The sequence below is a fragment of the Embleya sp. NPDC050493 genome, from assembly GCF_044458105.1.
Classification (GTDB): Bacteria; Actinomycetota; Actinomycetes; order Streptomycetales; family Streptomycetaceae; genus Embleya.
This window is the reverse complement of record NZ_JBITHP010000036.1, coordinates 15322-34844: the sequence shown is the minus strand read 5'-3', so window position 1 is coordinate 34844 and position 19523 is coordinate 15322. Positions and strand designations below refer to the sequence as shown.

The 19523-nt window shown below is 73.3% G+C and carries 16 protein-coding genes and 2 pseudogenes; 11 read left to right on the top strand and 7 right to left on the bottom strand.

What is annotated here, in order from left to right:
* Window positions 1–59: 59 nt before the first annotated feature.
* Window positions 60–443: a cold-shock protein gene (locus ACIBM5_RS41370; RefSeq protein ID WP_391586603.1), complete on the bottom strand. Its 384-nt coding sequence runs from the start codon at window positions 441–443 to the stop codon at window positions 60–62.
* A 203-nt stretch (window positions 444–646) separates the two neighbouring features.
* Here ACIBM5_RS41370 and ACIBM5_RS41365 point away from each other — a divergent pair, with 203 nt between their 5' ends.
* Entirely contained in the window at window positions 647–883 is a 237-nt protein-coding gene (locus ACIBM5_RS41365; protein ID WP_396011850.1) for a hypothetical protein, read from the top strand.
* A 31-nt stretch (window positions 884–914) separates the two neighbouring features.
* Here ACIBM5_RS41365 and larE read toward each other — a convergent pair.
* Both larE and ACIBM5_RS41355 read right to left on the bottom strand, forming a co-directional pair.
* Window positions 915–1691 (bottom strand): annotated as a pseudogene (larE, locus tag ACIBM5_RS41360) (ATP-dependent sacrificial sulfur transferase LarE); the annotation flags it as partial.
* A gap of 63 nt (window positions 1692–1754) precedes the next feature.
* A pseudogene (locus tag ACIBM5_RS41355) lies at window positions 1755–2339 on the bottom strand (HAD family hydrolase); the annotation flags it as partial.
* Window positions 2340–2676: 337 nt separating this feature from the next.
* Here ACIBM5_RS41355 and ACIBM5_RS41350 point away from each other — a divergent pair.
* Both ACIBM5_RS41350 and ACIBM5_RS41345 read left to right on the top strand, forming a co-directional pair.
* Window positions 2677–2910, top strand: a complete 234-nt coding sequence (locus ACIBM5_RS41350) for a hypothetical protein (RefSeq protein ID WP_396011849.1) — start codon at window positions 2677–2679, stop codon at window positions 2908–2910.
* Window positions 2911–2982: 72 nt separating this feature from the next.
* Entirely contained in the window at window positions 2983–3564 is a 582-nt protein-coding gene (locus tag ACIBM5_RS41345; RefSeq protein WP_396011848.1) for a VanZ family protein, read from the top strand.
* A gap of 20 nt (window positions 3565–3584) precedes the next feature.
* On the opposite strand, the gene ACIBM5_RS41340 is transcribed toward ACIBM5_RS41345, so the two are convergent.
* The gene (locus tag ACIBM5_RS41340) at window positions 3585–5249 is read right to left on the bottom strand and encodes a DNA repair helicase XPB (protein ID WP_391586599.1); all 1665 of its coding nucleotides are present in this window, start codon (window positions 5247–5249) and stop codon (window positions 3585–3587) included.
* Window positions 5250–5525: 276 nt separating this feature from the next.
* On the opposite strand from ACIBM5_RS41340, the gene ACIBM5_RS41335 reads away from it, so the two are divergent.
* Window positions 5526–6410 carry an ABC transporter ATP-binding protein gene (locus ACIBM5_RS41335; RefSeq protein ID WP_396011847.1) on the top strand — a complete coding sequence of 295 codons (885 nt, stop codon included), beginning with the start codon at window positions 5526–5528 and terminating at the stop codon, window positions 6408–6410.
* Window positions 6407–7252 carry a hypothetical protein gene (locus ACIBM5_RS41330; RefSeq protein WP_396011846.1) on the top strand — a complete coding sequence of 282 codons (846 nt, stop codon included), beginning with the start codon at window positions 6407–6409 and terminating at the stop codon, window positions 7250–7252. The genes ACIBM5_RS41335 and ACIBM5_RS41330 overlap by 4 nt, the downstream gene beginning before the upstream one ends.
* A 58-nt stretch (window positions 7253–7310) precedes the next feature.
* On the opposite strand, the gene ACIBM5_RS41325 is transcribed toward ACIBM5_RS41330, so the two are convergent.
* Complete coding sequence (locus ACIBM5_RS41325) at window positions 7311–9728, bottom strand: helicase-associated domain-containing protein (RefSeq protein WP_396011845.1); 2418 nt, start codon at window positions 9726–9728, stop codon at window positions 7311–7313.
* 227 nt (window positions 9729–9955) lie between these two features.
* Here ACIBM5_RS41325 and ACIBM5_RS41320 point away from each other — a divergent pair, with 227 nt between their 5' ends.
* The 4 genes from ACIBM5_RS41320 (at window position 9956) to ACIBM5_RS41305 (ending at window position 15235) form a co-directional block, all read left to right on the top strand.
* Window positions 9956–11002, top strand: coding sequence for a hypothetical protein (locus ACIBM5_RS41320; protein WP_396011844.1), 1047 nt, complete (start codon window positions 9956–9958; stop codon window positions 11000–11002).
* A 189-nt stretch (window positions 11003–11191) separates the two neighbouring features.
* Window positions 11192–12589, top strand: coding sequence for a hypothetical protein (locus ACIBM5_RS41315; RefSeq protein WP_396011843.1), 1398 nt, complete (start codon window positions 11192–11194; stop codon window positions 12587–12589).
* Window positions 12590–12945: 356 nt separating this feature from the next.
* Complete coding sequence (locus tag ACIBM5_RS41310) at window positions 12946–14007, top strand: DUF916 domain-containing protein (RefSeq protein WP_396011842.1); 1062 nt, start codon at window positions 12946–12948, stop codon at window positions 14005–14007.
* 46 nt (window positions 14008–14053) lie between these two features.
* Complete coding sequence (locus tag ACIBM5_RS41305) at window positions 14054–15235, top strand: hypothetical protein (protein ID WP_396011841.1); 1182 nt, start codon at window positions 14054–14056, stop codon at window positions 15233–15235.
* Window positions 15236–15313: 78 nt separating this feature from the next.
* Here the strand turns inward: ACIBM5_RS41305 and ACIBM5_RS41300 are convergent, their stop codons facing one another.
* Entirely contained in the window at window positions 15314–16780 is a 1467-nt protein-coding gene (locus tag ACIBM5_RS41300; RefSeq protein WP_396011840.1) for a trehalose-6-phosphate synthase, read from the bottom strand.
* Window positions 16781–17025: 245 nt separating this feature from the next.
* Here ACIBM5_RS41300 and ACIBM5_RS41295 point away from each other — a divergent pair, with 245 nt between their 5' ends.
* Together ACIBM5_RS41295 and ACIBM5_RS41290 are read left to right on the top strand one after the other, a co-directional pair.
* Window positions 17026–17430 (top strand): peptidase inhibitor family I36 protein, encoded by a 405-nt coding sequence (locus ACIBM5_RS41295; RefSeq protein ID WP_391586590.1) that lies wholly within the window; start codon window positions 17026–17028, stop codon window positions 17428–17430.
* Entirely contained in the window at window positions 17415–18359 is a 945-nt protein-coding gene (locus ACIBM5_RS41290) for a hypothetical protein (RefSeq protein ID WP_396011839.1), read from the top strand. Before ACIBM5_RS41295 ends, ACIBM5_RS41290 begins: the two co-directional genes overlap by 16 nt.
* A gap of 79 nt (window positions 18360–18438) precedes the next feature.
* On the opposite strand, the gene ACIBM5_RS41285 is transcribed toward ACIBM5_RS41290, so the two are convergent.
* Window positions 18439–19416 carry a glucosyl-3-phosphoglycerate synthase gene (locus tag ACIBM5_RS41285; RefSeq protein ID WP_396011838.1) on the bottom strand — a complete coding sequence of 326 codons (978 nt, stop codon included), beginning with the start codon at window positions 19414–19416 and terminating at the stop codon, window positions 18439–18441.
* Between the last annotated feature and the right edge of the window lie 107 nt (window positions 19417–19523).

Here is a 19523-nt window from a genome sequence, read left to right as displayed (position 1 = left end):
CTCGAGGACACCGCGCAGGCCGCAAGGCCGAGCGCACCGACGCCACGCGAACGAGTGCGTCACGTGTCCAGTTCGTCGGCGACCGCGCGCAGGAGCTCGGCGACCTTCGTGGTCGCGCGCTTGTCGGGGTAGCGGCCGCGTTCGAGCGTCTTGTCGACGCCTTCGAGGACCTTGAGCAGGTCCTGGATGATCGAACTCATCTCGTCGGGCTTCTTGCGGCTCGCGGCGACGACGGAGGGACGCGGGTCCATGACCCGGAGCGAGAGGGCCTGTTCGCCCCGTCGCCCCTCGACGATGCCGAACTCGACCCGGGTGCCCGGCTTGAGCGTGTCCAGGCCCTGCGGCAGTGCCGACGCGTGTACGAACACGTCGCCTCCGTCGTCCCGGGACAAAAACCCGAAGCCCTTCTCGGTGTCGAACCACTTGACCTTGCCGGTGGGCACGGGAGACCTCGATCGTGTCGGGACGGCTTCGTCGGGACTTTTACGAGCATTTACCAGGCTGGGTGGGGCGCACACATCGAATCCGAGCAGGAACGCGTAGTGACCCCGTTCACTCGTCCAGGCTAATGGTCGCGTTCTCGGCCGGACATGGGGATCCCGCCCCGGGCGCATCGGGGCCGGATCGGGGCATCTACCCTGGGCGTGTGTACAACGCATCCGCAGGCCCCGGCGATCGGCTCGTCCGCATCGGCGCGGTGCTCTTCGCCATCGGAACCCTCGCCACACTCGCCACCGTCACACCGCTGCTGATCGGCGCCGACGCGCTGCCGACCGCGGTCTACCTGGTCAGTGCGCTGATGCCGGTCGGCTTCGCGGTGGCCGCCGCCGGTCTGGTCAAATCGGTCCGCAGCAGGCGTCGCCCGGTGCCCGAGACGATCTGACGCCGCGGCACCCGGCGCGCGAAGACCGGCCCTAGCGGTACGGCTCCGGGTCGGCCAGGAGTTCGTTCATCGCGCCCTCGCGGTAGCCGAGCGGGTCCACCTCGACGGCGGCGAAGCCGGCCTCGCGGACCGCCGCCAGGGCAGCCGCGTGGCCGTCCACCGCGGCGCTGAGCGCCGCGTCCACCTCGATGCGCGCGGACTGCCCCAGGTCGCGCACGCGCAGGTTGCGGACCGGGATCCCCTCCCGGGCCAGGACCGCACGCAACGCGGCCTCGGCCCGCTCCACCCGGGCCAGTCGGGCCGGCGTGATCGCCACCCCGAAGGCGACCCTGCTGGACAGGCACGCCGCGGCCGGCTTGTCCCAGGTCGGCAGCCCCCACGCCCGGCTGATCGCCCGCACCTGAGCCTTGGTCAGACCCGCGTCCAACAGCGGGGTGACCGCCCCCGCCTCGGCCGCCGCGGCGATCCCCGGCCGAAAGCCCACCCGCGCGTCGTCCGCGTTGGTGCCGGTGGCCAGATGGGTCATCCCCGCCGCACGCGCCACCGGCCCGAGCACCGCCATCAACTCCGTCTTGCAGAACCGGCACCGATCGCCGTTGTTCGCGCGATACCCCTCGCGAGCCATCTCGTCGCTGGGCACCAGTTCGTGACGCACGCCCAGGTCCGCCGCGAAGGCCCGCGCGGCGTCGCGCTCGGCGGCCGGCAGGCTCGGCGACTCGGTGGTCAGCGCGAGCACGTCGGCCGCACCCAGCGTGCGTACCGCCGCGGCCAGCAGGAAGGCCGAGTCCGCGCCGCCGGAGAAGGCGACCGCGACGCTGCCCAGGCCGCGCAGCCGCTCGCGCAGGTCCGCCAGCCGCAGATCGGCGACGTGCGCGTCCAACCACGCGGGAAACTCGGTCAGATCGGCGAGTACGACGTCGGCGCCGGCCGCGCGCAGGTCCTCGGCCGAGATCGGACCGGTGGCCACCCCGACCGCGATCGCGCCCGCCACCCGGGCCCCGATCAGGTCGCCGAGATGGTCGCCGACATACACGCTCGCCCCCGCCGCGCGCAGCGCCGCGCCCTTCTGCTCGCCCCACAGGTCGCCGACCAGGTGGTCCACGGCCAGGTCCAGATGGTCCAGGTGCAGGCGCGCGTTGGGCTCGTGCTTGCCGGTCACCACCATCGTGCGCCCACCGTGTCGATGCACCGCGGCAAGCGCCTCGCGGGCACCGGGCAGCACGTCCGTGCCGCGCACGGCATGGTCCGGATACAGCTCGCGATAACGCGCCGCCACGGCGGTGATCTCGGTGGCCGGGAACCAGTTCGCGACCTCGGTCTCCAGCGGCGGCCCGAGCCGGGAGACGACCAGGTCGATGTCGATCGGGACGCCGGTCTCCTCGGCGAGCACGGCCCAGGCCGCCCCGATGCCGGGACGGGAATCGACAAGCGTCATATCCAGGTCGAAACCAACCATGAGGGCATTCACTCGTTCAGCCTACGACGCGGTGCGTTGCGGGCCGATGTCCGCATGCGGACAATGCCGTGAACTGCGAAATCCTTGATCGTTTCGGCGTATTCGGGTCAAGGGCGCATCGGAAGCAGATGTCCCCGCCGGGGAACCCACGGCCACGCGCGACGTCGATCCGGACCGGACCGGCCCGCTCCGCCGGCCGGGCGGACCGGACCGCTCCCCCGACCCACCGGGTCGGTCGCGCGGTCGACCCACGAGGGGCGGTCATCCGCGAGAGGTACCGCAGCGGGCGCCCTGGTGCCGACGCGCCCGTCATGCCGGTCCACCTAGCGTCGAGGACATGAGCACGATGACGCATCTCCCCGCCCCCCGATCGCTGCGGATGCCGACGCTGCGCGGCTCCTCCTCCGCCGGAGTCCCCGCCGGGACCGCCACCGCGATCCCCTTCACCGACCTGGTCCGCGCCCGGCTGCGCCGGCCCGCGCACATCACCGCGACGGTCGCGCGCGGCACATGGGTGTTCGCCGGTACGGCCGTTCGGGTCACCCTGCTCGGTCGACACGCCGTGCCGTGACCCCGCATGGTCCGGCCGCGCGCGGGCAGACGCCCGCTCAGGCAGCCGAACCGACAGTCGGGAGTGGACACGGTGGATGCGCTCGGCACCGGGGACGAGCGGCGCACGACGACCGCCGACCCCGCGGAGCACCCCCGGCCCACCCGCTCGCGCGGTGCCCGCGTGTTGCGCGCCGTCGCGATCGGGCTCGGGGTATTGGCCCTGGTCGCCTTCGCCCTGGTGCTGGCCCGGGTGACGTTCACCCCACAGCCCGATTCGCAGGACCTGGTCACCGGCAACACCGACCCGGGCGACTCGATCCGGTCCTACCTGGACCGTCCCGAAGTCCGGGACGCGGTCCGGCAGGTCGGCGGCAACCTGGTGTTGTGCACACCGCTGGGCGTGCTGCTCCCGGTGGTCTCCGCCCGGCTGCGCGGCCCGCTCCGGATCCTGCTCACCGTCGGCGTGCTGATGCTCGTGGTCGAGGCGGTGCAGGGCCTGTTCGTCGTCGGCCGCGCGTTCGACATCGACGACGTGATCCTGAACGCGACCGGCGCGTTCCTGGCCTACATATTCCTCGGCCGCCACCTGGCCGCCCGGGTCCACCCCCGCCGCACCCCGTGGTGGCGGCGGGAGCGGACCACGAAGACGGTCGAGCAGCGCCCGACCGAGTGACCGAACGCCCCGGTCCCGGACTACCTCTGCTTGTCCAGGTCGTCGGAGTCGACGATCCGGTACGCGTATCCCTGCTCCGCGAGGAACCGTTGCCGATGTGCGGCGAAGTCCTGGTCGATGGTGTCGCGCGCGACCACCGAGTAGAAGCGCGCTCCCCGGCCGTCGGCCTTGGGCCGAAGCACCCGCCCGAGCCGCTGGGCCTCCTCCTGTCGCGAGCCGAACGAGCCGGACACCTGGATGGCCACCGTCGCGTCCGGCAGGTCGATCGAGAAGTTCGCCACCTTGCTGACCACGAGCGCCTGCACCGCGCCGGTACGGAACGCGTCGAACAGCCGCTCGCGCTCCTTGTTGGTGGTCTCGCCCTTGATCACCGGCGCGTTCAACACCTCGCCCAACTCGTCGAGTTGGTCGATGTACTGCCCGATGATCAGGGTCTGTTCGCCGCGGTGCTGCTCGACCAGCTCCTTGACCACGCGGGTCTTGCTCGCGGTGGTCGCGCAGAAGCGGTACCGCTCCTCGGGTTCGGCGGTCGCGTAGGCCAGCCGCTCGATCTCGGTCAAGGTCACCCGCACCTCGACGCAGTCGGCCGGCGCGATGTATCCCTGGTTCTCGATCTCCTTCCACGGCGCGTCGTAGCGCTTGGGACCGATCAGCGAGAACACGTCCCCTTCGCGACCGTCCTCGCGCACCAGCGTCGCGGTCAGGCCGAGCCGGCGCCTGGCCTGCAGGTCGGCGGTGAACCGGAAGATGGGGGCGGGCAGCAGATGGACCTCGTCGTACACGATCAGGCCCCAGTCCCGGGAGTCGAACAGCTCTAGGTGCGGGTAGACGCCCTTCCGGCGCGTGGTCACCACCTGGTAGGTGGCGATGGTGACCGGCCGGATCTCCTTGCGGGTACCGCTGTACTCGCCGATCTCGTCCTCGGTCAGCGAGGTGCGCTTGACCAGTTCGGACTTCCACTGCCGGGCCGAGACCGTGTTCGTGACCAGGATCAGCGTGGTCGCCTTCGCGGTGGCCATCGCCGCCGCGCCGACCAGCGTCTTGCCCGCGCCGCACGGCAGCACGACCACGCCCGAGCCGCCGTGCCAGAAGCCCTCGACCGCCTCCTGCTGGTACGGCCGCAGTCCCCAGCCGTCCTCGGCCAGCTCGATCGGGTGCGCCTCGCCGTCCACGTAGCCCGCGAAGTCCTCCGCGGGCCAGCCGAGCTTGAGCAGCACCTGCTTGATCTGGCCGCGCTCGGAGGGGTGCACCACCACGGTGTCCGGGTCCACCCGCGCGCCCACCAGCGGAATCATCTTCTTGCTGCGCAGCACCTCCTCCAACACCGCACGGTCGGTGCTGGTCAGCACCAGGCCGTGGGTGGGGTGCTTGGACAGCTGGAGCCGGCCGTAGCGGCCCATCGTCTCGGCCACGTCCACGAGCAGCGCGTTGGGCACCGGGTAGCGCGAGTAGCGCAGCAGTACGTCCACGACCTGCTCGGCGTCGTGGCCCGCGGCGCGCGCGTTCCACAGGCCCAGCGGGGTCAGCCGGTAGGTGTGCACGTGCTCCGGTGCGCGTTCGAGTTCGGCGAACGGAGCGATCGCTCGACGGCAGTCGCCGGAGGCCTCGTGCCCCACCTCGAGGAGCAGGGTTTTGTCGGACTGGACGATCAGCGGGCCATCGGGCACGGGCCAACCTTTCCGCATGGTGGAGGGGACGGGACCAACAAGTCTCAACCATCCGCGCGGCGGCCGTGTTCCGAAAACCGTTTGTCGTCGGCAGGAGCAGGCTTCAGGGGCACTACTGCCCAGGGAGGAGCGCCAGACCCATCCTTACGGAGGAACACACAAACCGGCCCGTCTACCTACCCTGGATACTTGATGGCGCAACAAACGTCGTCGGCCTCCGACGATCGGGTTCCCCGTCCCGATCGCACCGCCGCCGAGACCCCCGAGCACGCCGGCGAACCGACTGGTCCCGCCGTGTCCACACGCGCCCTGACCCGGGACTACGGCGGTGGCACCGGGATCTTCGGCATCGACCTGACGGTGCCGCGCGGCTGCGTATACGGCCTGGTGGGACCGAACGGCGCGGGCAAGACCACGCTGTTGTCGATCATGGGCGGCACCCGCCGGGCGGATTACGGCGAGGTGCTCTTCGGGGTCGAACGGCGTCGCGTCGCGGTGTCCACGGACGTGCCCGAATTCGAACCGTGGCTGACCGCGTCCGAGGTGGTCGAACTGGCCGGAAACCTCGTCGACGGACGGCTGCCCCGGGAGAAGATCAAGGTCGCGCTGCACCGCACCGGACTGTCCGGGTGCGCCGATCGCAAGGCCGGCTCGCTCTCCCGCGGCATGACGCTGCGCCTGGGCCTGGCCGCCGCCCTGGTGGCCGATCCCGAACTGCTCATCCTGGACGAACCCACCTCCGCGCTGGACCCGCGTGGTCGGGCCGACGTGCTCGACCTGGTGGCGAGCCTGCGCGAACACACCACGGTGGTCTTCTCCAGCCACATCCTGGCCGACGTACAGCGGGTCTGCGATCACGTGGGCGTGATGCGCGCGGGCCGGCTGCTCTACCAGGGGTCGACCGCCGAATTGGTGGACACGCACATGCGGCCGAGCTGGCTGGTGCGGGTGCGCGGCGGCGGCACCGATCTGTTGCGCGCGTTCGCGGCGGAGAACTGGGTCGCGCGCGTATCGTCGCTGCGACCCGGCCTGTTCCGGGTCGAGGCCCGGTCGCTGGAGGCCGGCGAGCGGCACCTCGCCGAGGTGCTCAGCCGCTGCTCGGCCCGGGTGGTCTCGGTCGCGCCGGAGGAGTCGGACCTGGAGGCGGCATTCCTGTCCATCACCGGCGGTCCCCGATGACGCGATCCGGCGCGGTGCAGGCGCCCGCCTCGACCCAACCGACCGTGCCCGCGGTGGTGGCCGGCGTCGACCGGGTCCCGCGCGGGCCGCGTCGGCTGGGCCTGTGGCGCCTGGAGTGGCTGCGGCTGGTGCGTACCCGGCGCTGGCTGCTGCTCTTGGTGGCCTATCCGGGCGTGGGCCTGGTCGGCCCGGTGTTCGCCAGGCACCGCGACCGGATCGTCGAGGCGCTGCACATCGACGCGGTGGCACCGACGGGCGGGTTGCGGGCGGACAGCGGGATGGCGGTGTACACCTACGCCGCCGGCCAGATCGGCGTGCTGGTCGGGCTCGCGCTGATGGCGAGTGCGCTGGCGGTCGACCATCGACCCGGCCTGGCCGCGTTCCACCGCACCCGGATGCGCAGCCCGCGCGACCTGGTGTTGCCGCGGTACACGGTGACCACGGCGGCGGTCTCGCTGGCCTATCTGCTGGGCAGCCTGATCGCCTGGGCCCAGGTGCACTGGATGTTCGGCCCGCTGCCGGCCGAAGCCGTCTTCTACGGGTCGTTCTACGGGATCGTGGGCGTGGTGCTCGAACTCAGCGTGGTCGCCGCGATGGCCGCGTTCCTGCGCCGGCCGGTGGCGATCTTCGGCGCGACCCTGGTCAGCTTCGTGCTGATGCCGCTCGCGGCGCTGTGGCGGCCGGTGCAGACCTGGTTGCCGTCCCAGTTGTTCAACTCCCAGGTCGACCTGCTGCGCGGGCACGATCCCGGGGAGTACGGCGACAACCTCGCGCTGTCCCTGGTCCTGTCCGCCCTGTGCGTATGGCTCGCGGTGTGGCGGATCGGGCGTCGGGAGATGTGAGGGGGCGCCGACGCGCCCGGGGTGGGGCCGGGCCGTGTGGGGCCGGGCCGTGTCCGGCCTAGTTCGTGTCGGCGACGCCGGTGATGCGGTGCAGTGGGTAGGTGTGGATCTCGCCGGTGCCCTGTTCGTGGGCGGTGACGTAGCCGCCCTCCAGGCGCAGCGGGATCACGATGTGTTGGGTGGCCCGGCCCTCGCGGGTGACGTGTCCGATCCACACCGCCCGCCGGTCGGCGTGTGCGGCCTGGAGCGCGAGCAGCGTCTCGGCGGCCGAGGTGCGCGGCAGTTCGACCGGCTCGCCGTCGCGTTCCGCGCCGTCGTCGACCCGGCCGGTGGCGGCCGCGTCGCCCGCGCGGATCGCGGTGACGGCCGCGCCGAGCAGCGCCTCGCTCGGCGCCGGCGGTTCGCCGGCCACCCGAGGCGGTGCCGAGCGCGGCGGGGTGCGTCTGGTGTCCGGGCGGGTCAGCACCAGGTCGCCGGTGGCGGACTCGGCGACCGGCGCGAAGCCCAGCGCGCGCAGCTTCTCCAGCACCGTGTCCGGCGCGGATTCCGCCGCCAGCACGGTCGGGGCCAGTCGGCGCAGCCGCAGTCCGGCGGCGCGGCGGTCGGCGAGCAGTTCGCCCAGCAGCGCGTCGTCGTCGCAGCGCAGGAAGGCCGCCGCGGTGCCGACCCGGATCCGGCCGTGCCGGCGGGCGACGTCGTCCACGAGATAGCCGAGCGGTTGCGGCACCGGCGTGCGCGAGTGGGTGGCGAGCAGGTGGTGCAGGTCGGCCGCGGTGCGGCCGGCGTCCAGTGCGCGGCGCACCGACGACTCGGTGAAGCGGTACACGGTGGCGCCGCCGGTGGACTCCACGTCGGCGGCCAGGTGCAGTTCGTGCGCGAGGTCCAGGACCAGCGGACCCGGGGCCACGGCGGTGAGGTCGGCCTGGAGGAAGACGTGGTCCAGCGGCTCCGGGAGCAGCGGGGTCAGCGCGTCGCCCGCCTCGTAGACCCGGCCCTCGGCCAGCGTGCGGGCGTATCCGGCGAGCGCGCCCCGTCCGGTGATGCCGAGCAGTTCGGCCTCGACCAGCATCGCCCGGAACAACGCCTCGGGCAGCCGCGCGGCCCGGATCGGCTGATGCCAGGTCAGGTGCGCGAGCAGCGAGTCGGCATCGGTGGCCGAGCCCGGCGGCAGTGCGGCCAGCGTGGCCAGGATCCGGCGGCGCACCTCGGGCGCGGCGGTGCGGTCCACCTGCAGGCCCAGTGCGCCGATCGGCCGGTCCTTGTCGTCGCGCGAGCCGACCAGCGCGGGCACCCGGGTGGTCTCCAGCCAGGTACCGGCGAGCGCGGCCCAGCGGGTGCCCACCGGGGTGCGCCGCCAGGTGTCGTAGGCGGGGGTGGGCAACCACTGCTCGTCCGGTTCGCCGTCGCCCGCGACCAGGCCCATCGCGTAGGCCAACTCCAGCCACAGCGCGACCTCGGCCTCGGGTGCGTCCAACTGCACCGCGGTGCGCTTGAATTCGCGCATGCCCAGGCCGCCGGCCCGCAGCACGGCCGGCCCGCCCGCGCTCCACGCCTCCAGCAGGTCCTCGACCCGACGCACGGCGGTGAACGCGGAGCCCGCCGCCAGACTGTCCACAGCCTGTGGATCGTGCGCGCGCGTCGGCAGCTCGGGAGGCGCGGGCTCCAGGGTCCGGTGCACCCGACCGCCGCGCAGGTGCAGCGCCACCTCGCGCGGCAACACCACCGCGTCCGGGCCGGCCGGCACCAGCAGCGCCCGGGCGAGCAGCCACTCCACCGGGGTCCGCGCCGCGTCGGCGCGCACCGGCCGGTCCGCGCCGCGCACGCTGCCCGTGGGCGGGCCCCAGGCCAGCTTGTCCAACACCTCGCGCGCCGCCTCGGGAGCCTGTCCGAGCAGTGCGTCCAGGCGGGCCGGGTCGGTGAACAGTTCGGTGATCGCCGCGATCGCGGAGACCGCGTCGTGGGTGGAGCCCAGACCGAGATCGGCGAGCACCTCCTGGAGCCGGGAGGGCGCGGTCGCGGCCGACGCGCCGACCAGCGCCGGGCCCAGCCCGGCCGGACTCGCGCCGACCAGGTCGCGCACCGTGCGCACCACCCGCAGCGCGTCGTCCGGGCCCCACAGCAGGGCCTGCTCGCGCAAATTGGCCACGGCCCGGGCGAGCGCCTCGGGAGCCGCGCCGACGAGGGGGTGCAGTCGGGCCGGCGTGAATCCGTCGGGCAGCACCACCGCGGCGTCCACCACCTGGAGGGTGAACCGGTCCAGCCGCTCCAGGGCCCGGGCGATCGAGGCCCGCGTGGTGGCCCGGGTGGCCAGCTGGGTCAGGTCCACCGGGACCGGGGTGGTCAGGTCCGGTCGGGCCCGCAGCAACGCGGCGAGGGCCGCGTCGGTGCGCCCGCGCAGATCCTCGGCGAGCGTCCGGGGGCCGGACTCGGCGGGCCGATCCGCCTCGGCACGGGTGGGCGACGCAGCTGTGGTCATCCCATCAACGTTAGACGGTCCGCCCGCCGACGATCACCGCTCCCGAGATCCCGGTGCCCTTCGGCGACCGAATATCGGCCGTCGACGCCGCCTCGGGTGGTCCGGGCGATCACCATTTCGGTCAACCCCTCGCTCCGCTTCGCCCGGGCCCCTACGCTGAGTTGTCGCTTTACCGATGCAAGCGTCGTGCCGATGCGACGATCCTTCGGCGGGGGTGGGGTGGGGGCGTGAACTTCGAGAGCGATCATCTGGTTCTGCAGTACCTGGGCGAGGTCGGCGACGCCGCCCAGCGCAGACTGCGCCCCGCCGACCGGGCCCGACTGGTGGAGCGGCTGCGCAGCCAGATCAACAGCGAGCGCGAGCGGCTGAACGCACACACCCCCGGCACCGTGCAGGTCGTCCTGGATCGGCTCGGCAGCCCCGAGGCCGTGGTCGGCCACGAGCTGTACCGGCTCGGCGACCTGCGCACCGCCGGGGCCGACGACGGCGTCGGCGCGATGTCGATGCGCGGTTCGCGCTACGCCACGGTGGCGCGCCAGATGGGCTTTCGCGCGGACGCGACGCCGATTCCGGCCGTGCCGGATCCGAACCGCCCGCAGCCGGCCGCCCCGCAGCCGGCCGCGCCGCCGCCCCGGGTCTCCCCCGAGGCGCCCCCGGCGGCCGGTCCGCCCACGCTCGCCGAGACCGCGGCCGGCGGCGCCGCGACCAAGCCGGTCCCGCTCGCGGATCCCGAGGAGGAGCCGCTGTGGTGGCGGACCCCGCCGGAGGGCGGGACGCCGGAGCGACCCGCCCCCGACGTGTACGGCGACGGCTCGCTGCACGCACCGGCCTATCCGATCGGCGTGGTCTCGGACACGTCGGCGACCTGGGACGACGAGGACTCGCTGACCGAACCCACGCCGGCCCTGGGCATGTTCGGTCCAGGGGCGCTGCGCACGCAGGTGCGCGAGGTGTTCGCGATCGCGATGATGGCGATCGGTGCGATCGTGGCGTCGACCGTGGTGGTGCTGCTCGGCTACCTGGTGGTCTTCACGGCGGGCGCGTGGTCGCTCAAGGAACGCCGGTTCGCCGCGTTCTACGTCCCCGGCGCGACCGCCCTGGCGTTCGCGATCGGCATGTGGATGCGCGCCACCGGGCACCTGGGCGCGGATCTGACCCGGGACGAGGCGTGGGACCGCTTCGGCGAGCTGCTGCCCGGGATGATCCGGATCGCCGCGATCGCCGCGTCCCTGTATCTGCTGTGGCGACTGAATCGTCGTCAGATCACCGCGTAGGCACGGGAACACCACCCGTACTCGGACTTGTCCGGGTGTGACGCACTCCGCTGCCGGGGCGCCGCATCCGCTCTTTACGATCCCATTAATTAGGTTAGCCTTACCTCCTCTGCATCGGACGGCGCCCGGACCTACCGCTAATAGGTCCGGGCGCCGCACTGTGCACACTGCCAGATGGAGGAGCCAAGGATGACGAACGGAGCGCGGCCCCAGCCCGCGAACCGCTTGATCCGCTTCGGGGCGATGGGCGCAACCGCCGCGCTGGCGCTGGCCGGCGTGAGCCTGGCCTCGCCCGCGCAGGCCGCCACGACCCCGTCCGTGAGTGTGTCGCCCGCCGTCGACGTCGACCCGGACGGCGCCACGATCACCGTCAACGGCACGGGTTTCGACAAGGTGCGCAACTCGGGCAACGGGGTCTACGTCCTGTTCGGACCCAAGATCGACGACTACTACGCCAACGCGGGTGCCTACAGCGCCCAGGCGTGGGTCGCGGGCAGCAAGATGAGCGCCGACGGCGCCTTCACCACGACGCTCGACGTCAAGGCGAAGTACACCGACGGCAACGGCAAGGAGGTGGACTGCCTGAAGCAGGAGTGCCGGGTCGTCACCTTCGCCGCGCACGGCGCGAGCATGACCGACCGCAGCCAGGACACCTTCACCCCGGTCGCGTTCAAGAACGGCACGCCGCCCGTGCGAACGCCCGGGCTCGCGGTGACCCCGGCCACCGGCGCCGACCCGGCCGGCCAGACGTTCACCGTCACCGGCACCGGCTTCGACCCGGTCCGCGACGGCGGCAACGGCATCTACGTCGCGTTCGGCCCCAAGAACGCCGACTGGAACACCAACCCGGCGCCGTACCAGGCGACCAAGTGGGTGCGCACCAACCCGGCCGCCTCGCCGGGCCAGGCCAAGCTGAACGCCGACGGCAGCTTCACGCTGACCCTGGACGGCATGAAGGCCAAGTACAAGAACAAGGACGGCGTCGAGTTCGACTGCTCCGTCACCACGTGCCACGTGGTCACCTTCGCCGCGCACGGCTCGCCCGACCGCAGCCAGGACACCTTCCTGCCGGTCGCGTTCAAGGCCCCGACGGTCCCGCCGGGCCCCGGTACCGGCTACCAGGTGATCACCACCGACGTGCAGGGCGGCCCGCTGACCCTGGGCGTCGGCGGCACCGACGTCGCACTCCCGGGCGTCACCCTGAACGGCAAGGACGCATTCACCGGCGGCGCACTCAACCCGCTCACGGTCTCCGACGCGCGCGGCACCAACGCGGGCTGGACGCTGACCGGCCAGGCCAGCGACCTGACCGCGGCCGGCGGCCGGATCGTCGGCGACAACCTCGGCTGGACGCCCACCGCGAAGTCGGTCACCGGCACGCTGCCCACCGGCGGCGCCACCCCGCAGGTCACCGCGGGCGCCAAGGCCGAACCCGGCACCGGCCTGGGTCGACCGCGCACCCTGTGCTCGTCCGCGGCCGGCGCGAGCGCCGGTTCGTTCGAATGTGCGGGCGCGCTGAAGCTCGGCGTCCCCGGCATCACCGTGCCCGGCACCTACACCGGCACGTTGACTCTGACCCTCATCTGACCCCTCTCGGACCGGGCCATCCCCCGACTCGCCGCCGACGGCCATCCCCCGCCGCCGCCGAGTCCGGGGATGCCCCGCCGCGCCGCCCCAACCCGTGTCCGGCGAATCCCGGCAGCGCCGACCCACCGCCCGGCGCGTCGGCGCCCCCGACCCGGCGGCCCCCCGGTGATCGACCCGCGCAGCGCGGAGAGCGGTGGAGCCGCAAGCGTGGACTTCGTGCCCCGGAACGAAACGCGGGGACACGAAGTCCCGAGCGAGGGACCGCTTTTCTTCTCGAAGGAGCGAAGCGGGGGAGAGAACGAAGCGGACCCTCGCGAGCCGGCGCCGAAGGCGCCCGACAAAGGAGCCCCACCCCCATGCGCGCCGCCGCCCGCCTGTTGTGCGCCCTGTTCGCCACCATCCTGCCCCTCACCGCACTCGTCGCACTCGCGGCGCCCGCCCGGGCCGCCGACGGGTTCACCTGGGGCGTGCAACCGGCGGGCGGACGCGACCACTTCGTGTCGACCGCCGCGCCGGGACAGACCCTGGTCGACGTGGTCGGCGTGTCCAACTTCGGGGACAAGCCGCTGACGCTGCGCGTGTACGCCACCGACGCCGTGCTCGCCGCCGACGGCGGGATGACCCTGTTGACCGCCGCCGAGCAACCGAAGGATGTCGGTGCGTGGATCGGCTTCGACGCCGAGTCGTACACGGTGGCGCCGGGCAAACGCGCGGACATCCCGTTCCGGTTGACCGTCCCGGCGGACGCGAGCCCCGGCGACCACACCGGCGCCATCGTCGCCTCGATCAAGGCCGAGGCGACCGGCCCGGGACAACAACGATTCGACGTGGACCGACGCGTCGGCGCCCGGATCTACCTGCGCGTGGACGGGCCCGCCGTACCGCGCCTGGCGATCGAGGACCTGCGGCTGTCCTACGACAACCCGATCGCGATGTTCGGCGGCGCCGAGGCGGTCGTGCGCTACCGGGTGCGCAACACCGGCAACGTACGCACCACGGCGGGCGTCGAGACCACCGTCTCCGGGCCCGGCGGTTGGCGACTGGGCGGCCCCGCCCGAGCCGCCCTGCCCGAGCTGCTGCCGGGGGCGACGCACGAGGTGGTGCAGCGCTTCGACGGCGTCTTCCCGGCCGGTCGACTCACCGCGGACGTCGAGGTCACCGGCAACCCGGCGACGGTGACCGCGAAATCGACGAGCGTATGGGCGCCGCCGTGGCTGCTGCTCGGCGCGATCACGCTGCTGCTCGGCGCGCTGATCGCCTACGCCGCGACGGTGCTCCGCCGACGCCGCGCCGCTGCCGCCTCCTCCGCCGAAGCCGCCGCCGCCGCCGCCAAGGAGGCTGCCGCCGCGAAGGACACCGACACCGCGCCGGACGCCGCCGCCTCCCCCACCGAAGTCACCGCCGACCCGACCGGCTGAACACCCGCCGTCGCGCGTCGCCGCCCCGACCCCACCAGGAGCCGACATGTACACCTCCCCCCGTGTCCGTCGCGCCGCAGGCTCGGCCGCCGCGCTCGGCCTGGCCGCCGCCGGCGTGCTGAGCGCCGCCGCCGTTGCCTCGGCCGCACCCGCCGACACCCGTGCCGAGAGCCCGGCCGGACCCACCGCGACGGTGTCGCGCAGCACCGCACTGGCCCCGGCCGGCGACGAGATCACCGTCGTGGGCCGCGGCTTCGCTCCCGGTGCCCGGGTCACCGTCGCGCTGTACGGCGGCGACACCGCCGACCGGGCGGGCAGCCGCACGCTCGCCGCCGACGGGCAGGGCGTCGTCGCGACGCCGCTGCGGGTGGGCACCGGATTCGCTCCGGACGCGCCCGCGTTCGAGGTCCGGGTCGGCGTCGAGGGCGGACCGACCGCCGAGGTCGCGCTGACCTTCGCCGCGCCTGCGCCCGGCGGTGCCCCCCGATCGCTGCGCGCCGCCGCACCGGCGGCACCGGCGCAACTCGCGCAGGCCGCACCGCGGGCGGCGGCCGGCGGCGCGAAGCTGACCGTCACGCCGAGCACCGGCCTGGATCCGGCGGGCACGTCGATCACGGTCGAGGGCTCCGGCTACGCGGCCGGCAGCGGCAACGGGATCTACGTGGTGTTCGGGCCCAAGGAGGCCGACTGGACCACCAACGCGGGCAACTACGGCGCCTCGAAGTGGCTCAAGGCGTACGGCCCGGACGGGATCAACCCGGACGGCACGTTCTCGGCCACCCTCACCGACGTCAAGGCGACCTACAAGAACGGCGCGGGCAAGGACGTCGACTGCCTCCGGACCGAGTGCTACGTGCTGACCATGGCCGCGCACGGCTCGCCCGACCGCAGCCAGGACGCGTTCGTGAAGGTCTCCTTCAAGGGCGGCTCGGCCACGACCGGATCCGGCGCGACGGCCGGGGCCGGCACCACGACCGGCGGCGGCACCTCGGGCACGACCGGCGCGACGACCACCGGAGGCGGCTCGACCGGCGGTACGGCCGCGGGCACAAGCGGGTCGAGCGGGACGAGCGGCGGCGCGGGCAAGTCCGGCGGCGGCAGCCTGCCGCTGACCGGACCGGCCGGCCTGGTCGGCGCGGGTGTCGCCGGTGTCGCCCTGATCGGCACCGGCACGGTGGCCGTGCTGATCACCCGCCGCCGCCGCGCCACCCCGCCCACGGCGGTCTGAGCCCGACCGCCCGCGCCCACCGGTCGAACCGGTGGGCGCGGGCGGGTGTCGGCAGGCGCGGGCGGCGGCCCGCAGTGCCTACTTGCCGAGCGCGTCCAACTGCTCCAGGAACCACTGCTGCGGGTTCAGCGCGACCGCGGCGGCGGCCAGCCGCTTGGTGCGCCGCAGCCGCTCGGTCGAGTCCATCGTGAGCGCCGTGTGCAGCGCCTCGGTGGTCTGCGAGACGTCGAACGGGTTGACCACGATCGAGTCCTCGCCGAGTTCCTCGCACGCTCCCGCCTCGCGCGAGAGCACCAGCGCACAACCCCCGTGCGCCTCGTCCAGGAGCGAGACGACCGGCACCTCCTTGGCGACCAGGTTCATCCCGTCCCGGATCGGGTTCACCAGCGCGACGTCGGCCAATCGGTACGCCGCGAGCGAGCGCGGGAAGTCGTCGTTGACGTGCAGGATCAGCGGCTGCCAGTCGCCGGTGCCGAATTCGTCGTCGATCTCCTTGGCCACCCGCTGCACCGCCGCGGTGTACTCGCGGTATTCCGGCAGGTCGTGCCGGGAGGGGTAGGCGAACGCGACGTGCACCACCCGACCGAGCCATTCCGGTCGGGTGCGCAGCAGCTCGCGATAGGCGAGCAGGCCCCGGACGATGTTCTTGGACAGTTCGGTGCGGTCCACCCGGACGATCACCCGGCGATCGCCCACCGCCTCGCGCAGTCCGGCGAGCCGGGTGTCCACGTCGGCACGCGACGCCCGCTCGCGCAGGAACTCGGCATCCGCGCCCAGGCCGTGCACGCCGATCTCGGTCACATGGCCCGCATGGGTGACGGTCATCGCGTCCCGGTCCACCGTCGCGCCGAGCACGTCCGCGCAGCAGTCCAGGAAGGCGAGCGCCCAGCGCCGGGTCAAAAAGCCCGCGTGGTCGGCGCCGAGCACGCCCTCCAGGACGAACCGCGCGATGTCGTCGGGCAGCAGCCGGAAGTAGTCCGGCGGCGCCCACGGGGTGTGCGAGAAGTGCCCGATCCGCAGATCCGGCCGCAGCCGGCGCAGCAGCACCGGCACCAGGGTCAGGTGGTAGTCCTGCACGACCACCTTGGCGCCCTCGGCGGCCTCGTCGGCCAGCGCCTCCGCGAAGGCCTGGTTGTACGCCTCGTAGGAGGCCCATTCCTTGCGGAAGCGCGCGTCGAAGACCGGCTTGGACGGGGTGTCGTAGAGCAGGTGGTGGACGAACCACAGGGTCGAATTCGCTATGGCGTTGTACGCCCGGGCGAAGGTGCCGGGGTCGATGTCGAGCATCCGCACCGCCAGGCCGCCGGTGTCGTGACCGGCGAGATCCAGCCGGCCCGAGGGAGCGGCCCGGGTCGCGGTGCGATCGGCCTCGCCGAGCGCCGAGCAGACCCACACGGCGCCGGTTCCCTGCCCGGCGGTGGACAGTCCGGACACGAGTCCGCCGCCGCCGCGGCTCACCGAAAGCGTGCCGTCGTCCTCCAGGGAGAAGGACACGGGACCACGATTGGACGCGACCAGGACACCGGCGGGAGGGGGAGCACTCATGCCCCGACCCTAGCCACGCATCCCGGTGCGCAAACCCGACCCGATCGCGCCTGCGACTCGAACGGTGTGGCGAGAATCACGTGTGCATGTCATTACCGGGAGTAGCGAAGGTGTGTTTTCTCTTGACTCGTCGGGCCTGTCTCGCTCGGATGCGACCGGGTGACTCGGCCCGCCGACTCGATCGACGAATCGGACCCGGGCCCGGAAATCGGGCCTGCGGGCAACGGGGCAAGGGGGAATCGGGTATGCGCAGCAATCGTGGCCTCGGTGCGGGTGCGGTGGCCGCCGCGCTGGTCCTCGCGGCCGGTGCGGCACCGGCGGTCGCCGAGGGGGACGGCGCGTGCAACGACGGGGACGCGTGTCTGTACTACAACTCGAACACCAAGGGTGCGCGCTTCGATCACCGGTACAACATGGCCAACTACGCCGGTTACACCTTCATGCGGTCCCCGGACGGCAGCAGCGGCACGGGGGTGCCGGTGAAGAACAACGCCGCGTCGGTGTGGAACAACGACCCGACGCACATCCTGCGGATCTACTACGGCAGCAACTACCAGGGTCCGGTCCAGGAGATCGGCCCGAAGTCGACGGCCAATCTCGACCCGGCGCTGAAGAACAACAACGCGTCCGGCAGTTGGACCGCGCAGTAGGGGGCCGGCGCCGCGGGTCGGCCGCGATCGCGGTGCTGTGCCTGGCACTGGCCGGGTGCACCGGAGCCGGCGACCGCGGCGACCGCCCGCCCGCGGCCGACCTCGCGTCGGGCGCCCCGCCGCCGGCGACGGCGACTCCGGTGAGCGGCGAGGTGACCGGGCTCGACCTGCCGATCGCGGCCTACCTGCCGACCCGGGAACAGCGCGCCCGGCGGGCCTCGGCCGAGTCCGTGCTGATCCGGGACTGCCTGGCCCGGCTGGGCCTGACCTACCCGACGCCGCCGGCCACCGACGGCGGACCGGTGTTGAAGTCGCGCACCGAGCGCCGCTACGGGGTGGGCGACCCGGTCGAGGTGGCCACGTGGGGATTTCGGCCGCCGGGCTCCGTCGCCGGCGGTACGGCCAAGCCGAGCGCGCCGGCGCCGAGCCGGGAGCTGGCGGTGGCGCTGTACGGCGCGGCCGGGGCGGACGGTGAGCCGCCGGCGCCGACCGAGGGCACCGATCGGCCGGGGCCGGGCTGCCTGGGCCAGGCGCGGTTCGCGCTGGGCGTGGATCCGGTGCTGGAGCGCGCGGCGCTGCCGAGTCGGCTGGACGTCGAGTCGTTCGAGCGGTCGCGGGCCGACCCGCGGGTGCTTCGGGTGCTGGCGCGGTGGTCGACCTGCATGCGCGCGAAGGGGTTCGACTACCCCGACCCGTTGGCGGCCGGCGGCGATCCGGCGTGGGACACGCCCGCGCCGAGTGCGCGCGAGATCGCCGCGGCGAGCGCGACGGTGGCCTGCCGGACGGAGCACAACGTGGCGGGCACCTGGTACGCGGTCGACGTGGCCTACCAGCGGCAGGCAATCGAACGCGAGGCGGCGGCGCTGGCACGGGTGCGGGCGAACGAGGACGAATCCGCCCGTCGGGTCGCCGCGGTCCTGGGCGGCTGAGCCGGCGCACCCGCACCGGGCCCGCCTCGCCCACAACGATGGCGCGAAACAGCCGTCCGGCGCCCGACCGGGACGACCGTCAGCGCCCGACCAGGCGGGTCCGCGCGCGGTACTCGGGCACGGTCGCCATCGGCGGCCGTTCCCGGGCCGCGACGTCGTGCGTGCGCAGCCGGAAGCCGTCCTCGTCCCGCTCGAACTGGGTCAGCGCGGTGCTGAGCTCGACCGGGTGCGCGCCCGTGGGGCCGCGGCGCAGTCGGCGCTCCACGGCCTGGAGTATCTCCGCCGCCATCCGGCCGAGGCCGGCCTCGTCCTGGTGGCTGTGCCGGCGCACGCCCACGTCCACCTGGGCCATCGCGTCCAGACCGGCCAGGCGCAGGGTGTCCACGAGCATCGCGGTCTCGACGCCGTAGCCGCACGGGAAGGGCAGCCGTTCCAGGAGCGAGCGCCGGGCCGCGTACTCGCCGCCGAGCGGCTGGACGAAACCGGCCAGTTCCGGCCAGTGCAGGTTGAGCAGGGGGCGGGCGACCAACTCGGTGACCCGGCCGCCGCCCGCGGGCACGATCGTGTCGCCGATCTCCAGCGGCCGGTCGTACATGGCCTTGACCAGTCGAACCGTGGGGTCGGTCAGCAGCGGGCCCAGGATCCCGGTGACGAAGTCCGCCGAGAAGTCCTTCAGGTCGGCGTCCACGAACGCCACGATGTCGCCGTCGGTGACCAGCAGCGAGCGCCACAACACCTCGCCCTTGCCGCGCACGGCCGCCAGCGTGGGCAGGATGTCGTCGCGGTGCACGACCCGCGCGCCCGCGTCGGCGGCGACCGCGGCGGTGTCGTCGGTGGATCCGGAGTCGATCACCACGAGCTCGTCCACCAGCGGCGCGCGCTCGATCAGCTCGGTTCGGATCACCTTGACGATGTCCCCGACGGTCGCCGCCTCGTTCAACGCGGGCAGGACGACGCTGACCCGGGTGTCGCGTTTGGCGTCAAGAAGCTTGTCGACGGGCCAGTCCGCGGCGACGGAGGACCGTCGTCGAAGCCAGGCGCTCACCTCGGGCTGCACGTTCGAAATCCCCTGTCGTCGCCGGTGTTCCGGCCTCGGTCGCGGTCACCCTTTATCGTCTCGCGAGGTGGACCGGATGATCGACGCGGCACCGGTTCGGTTACAGT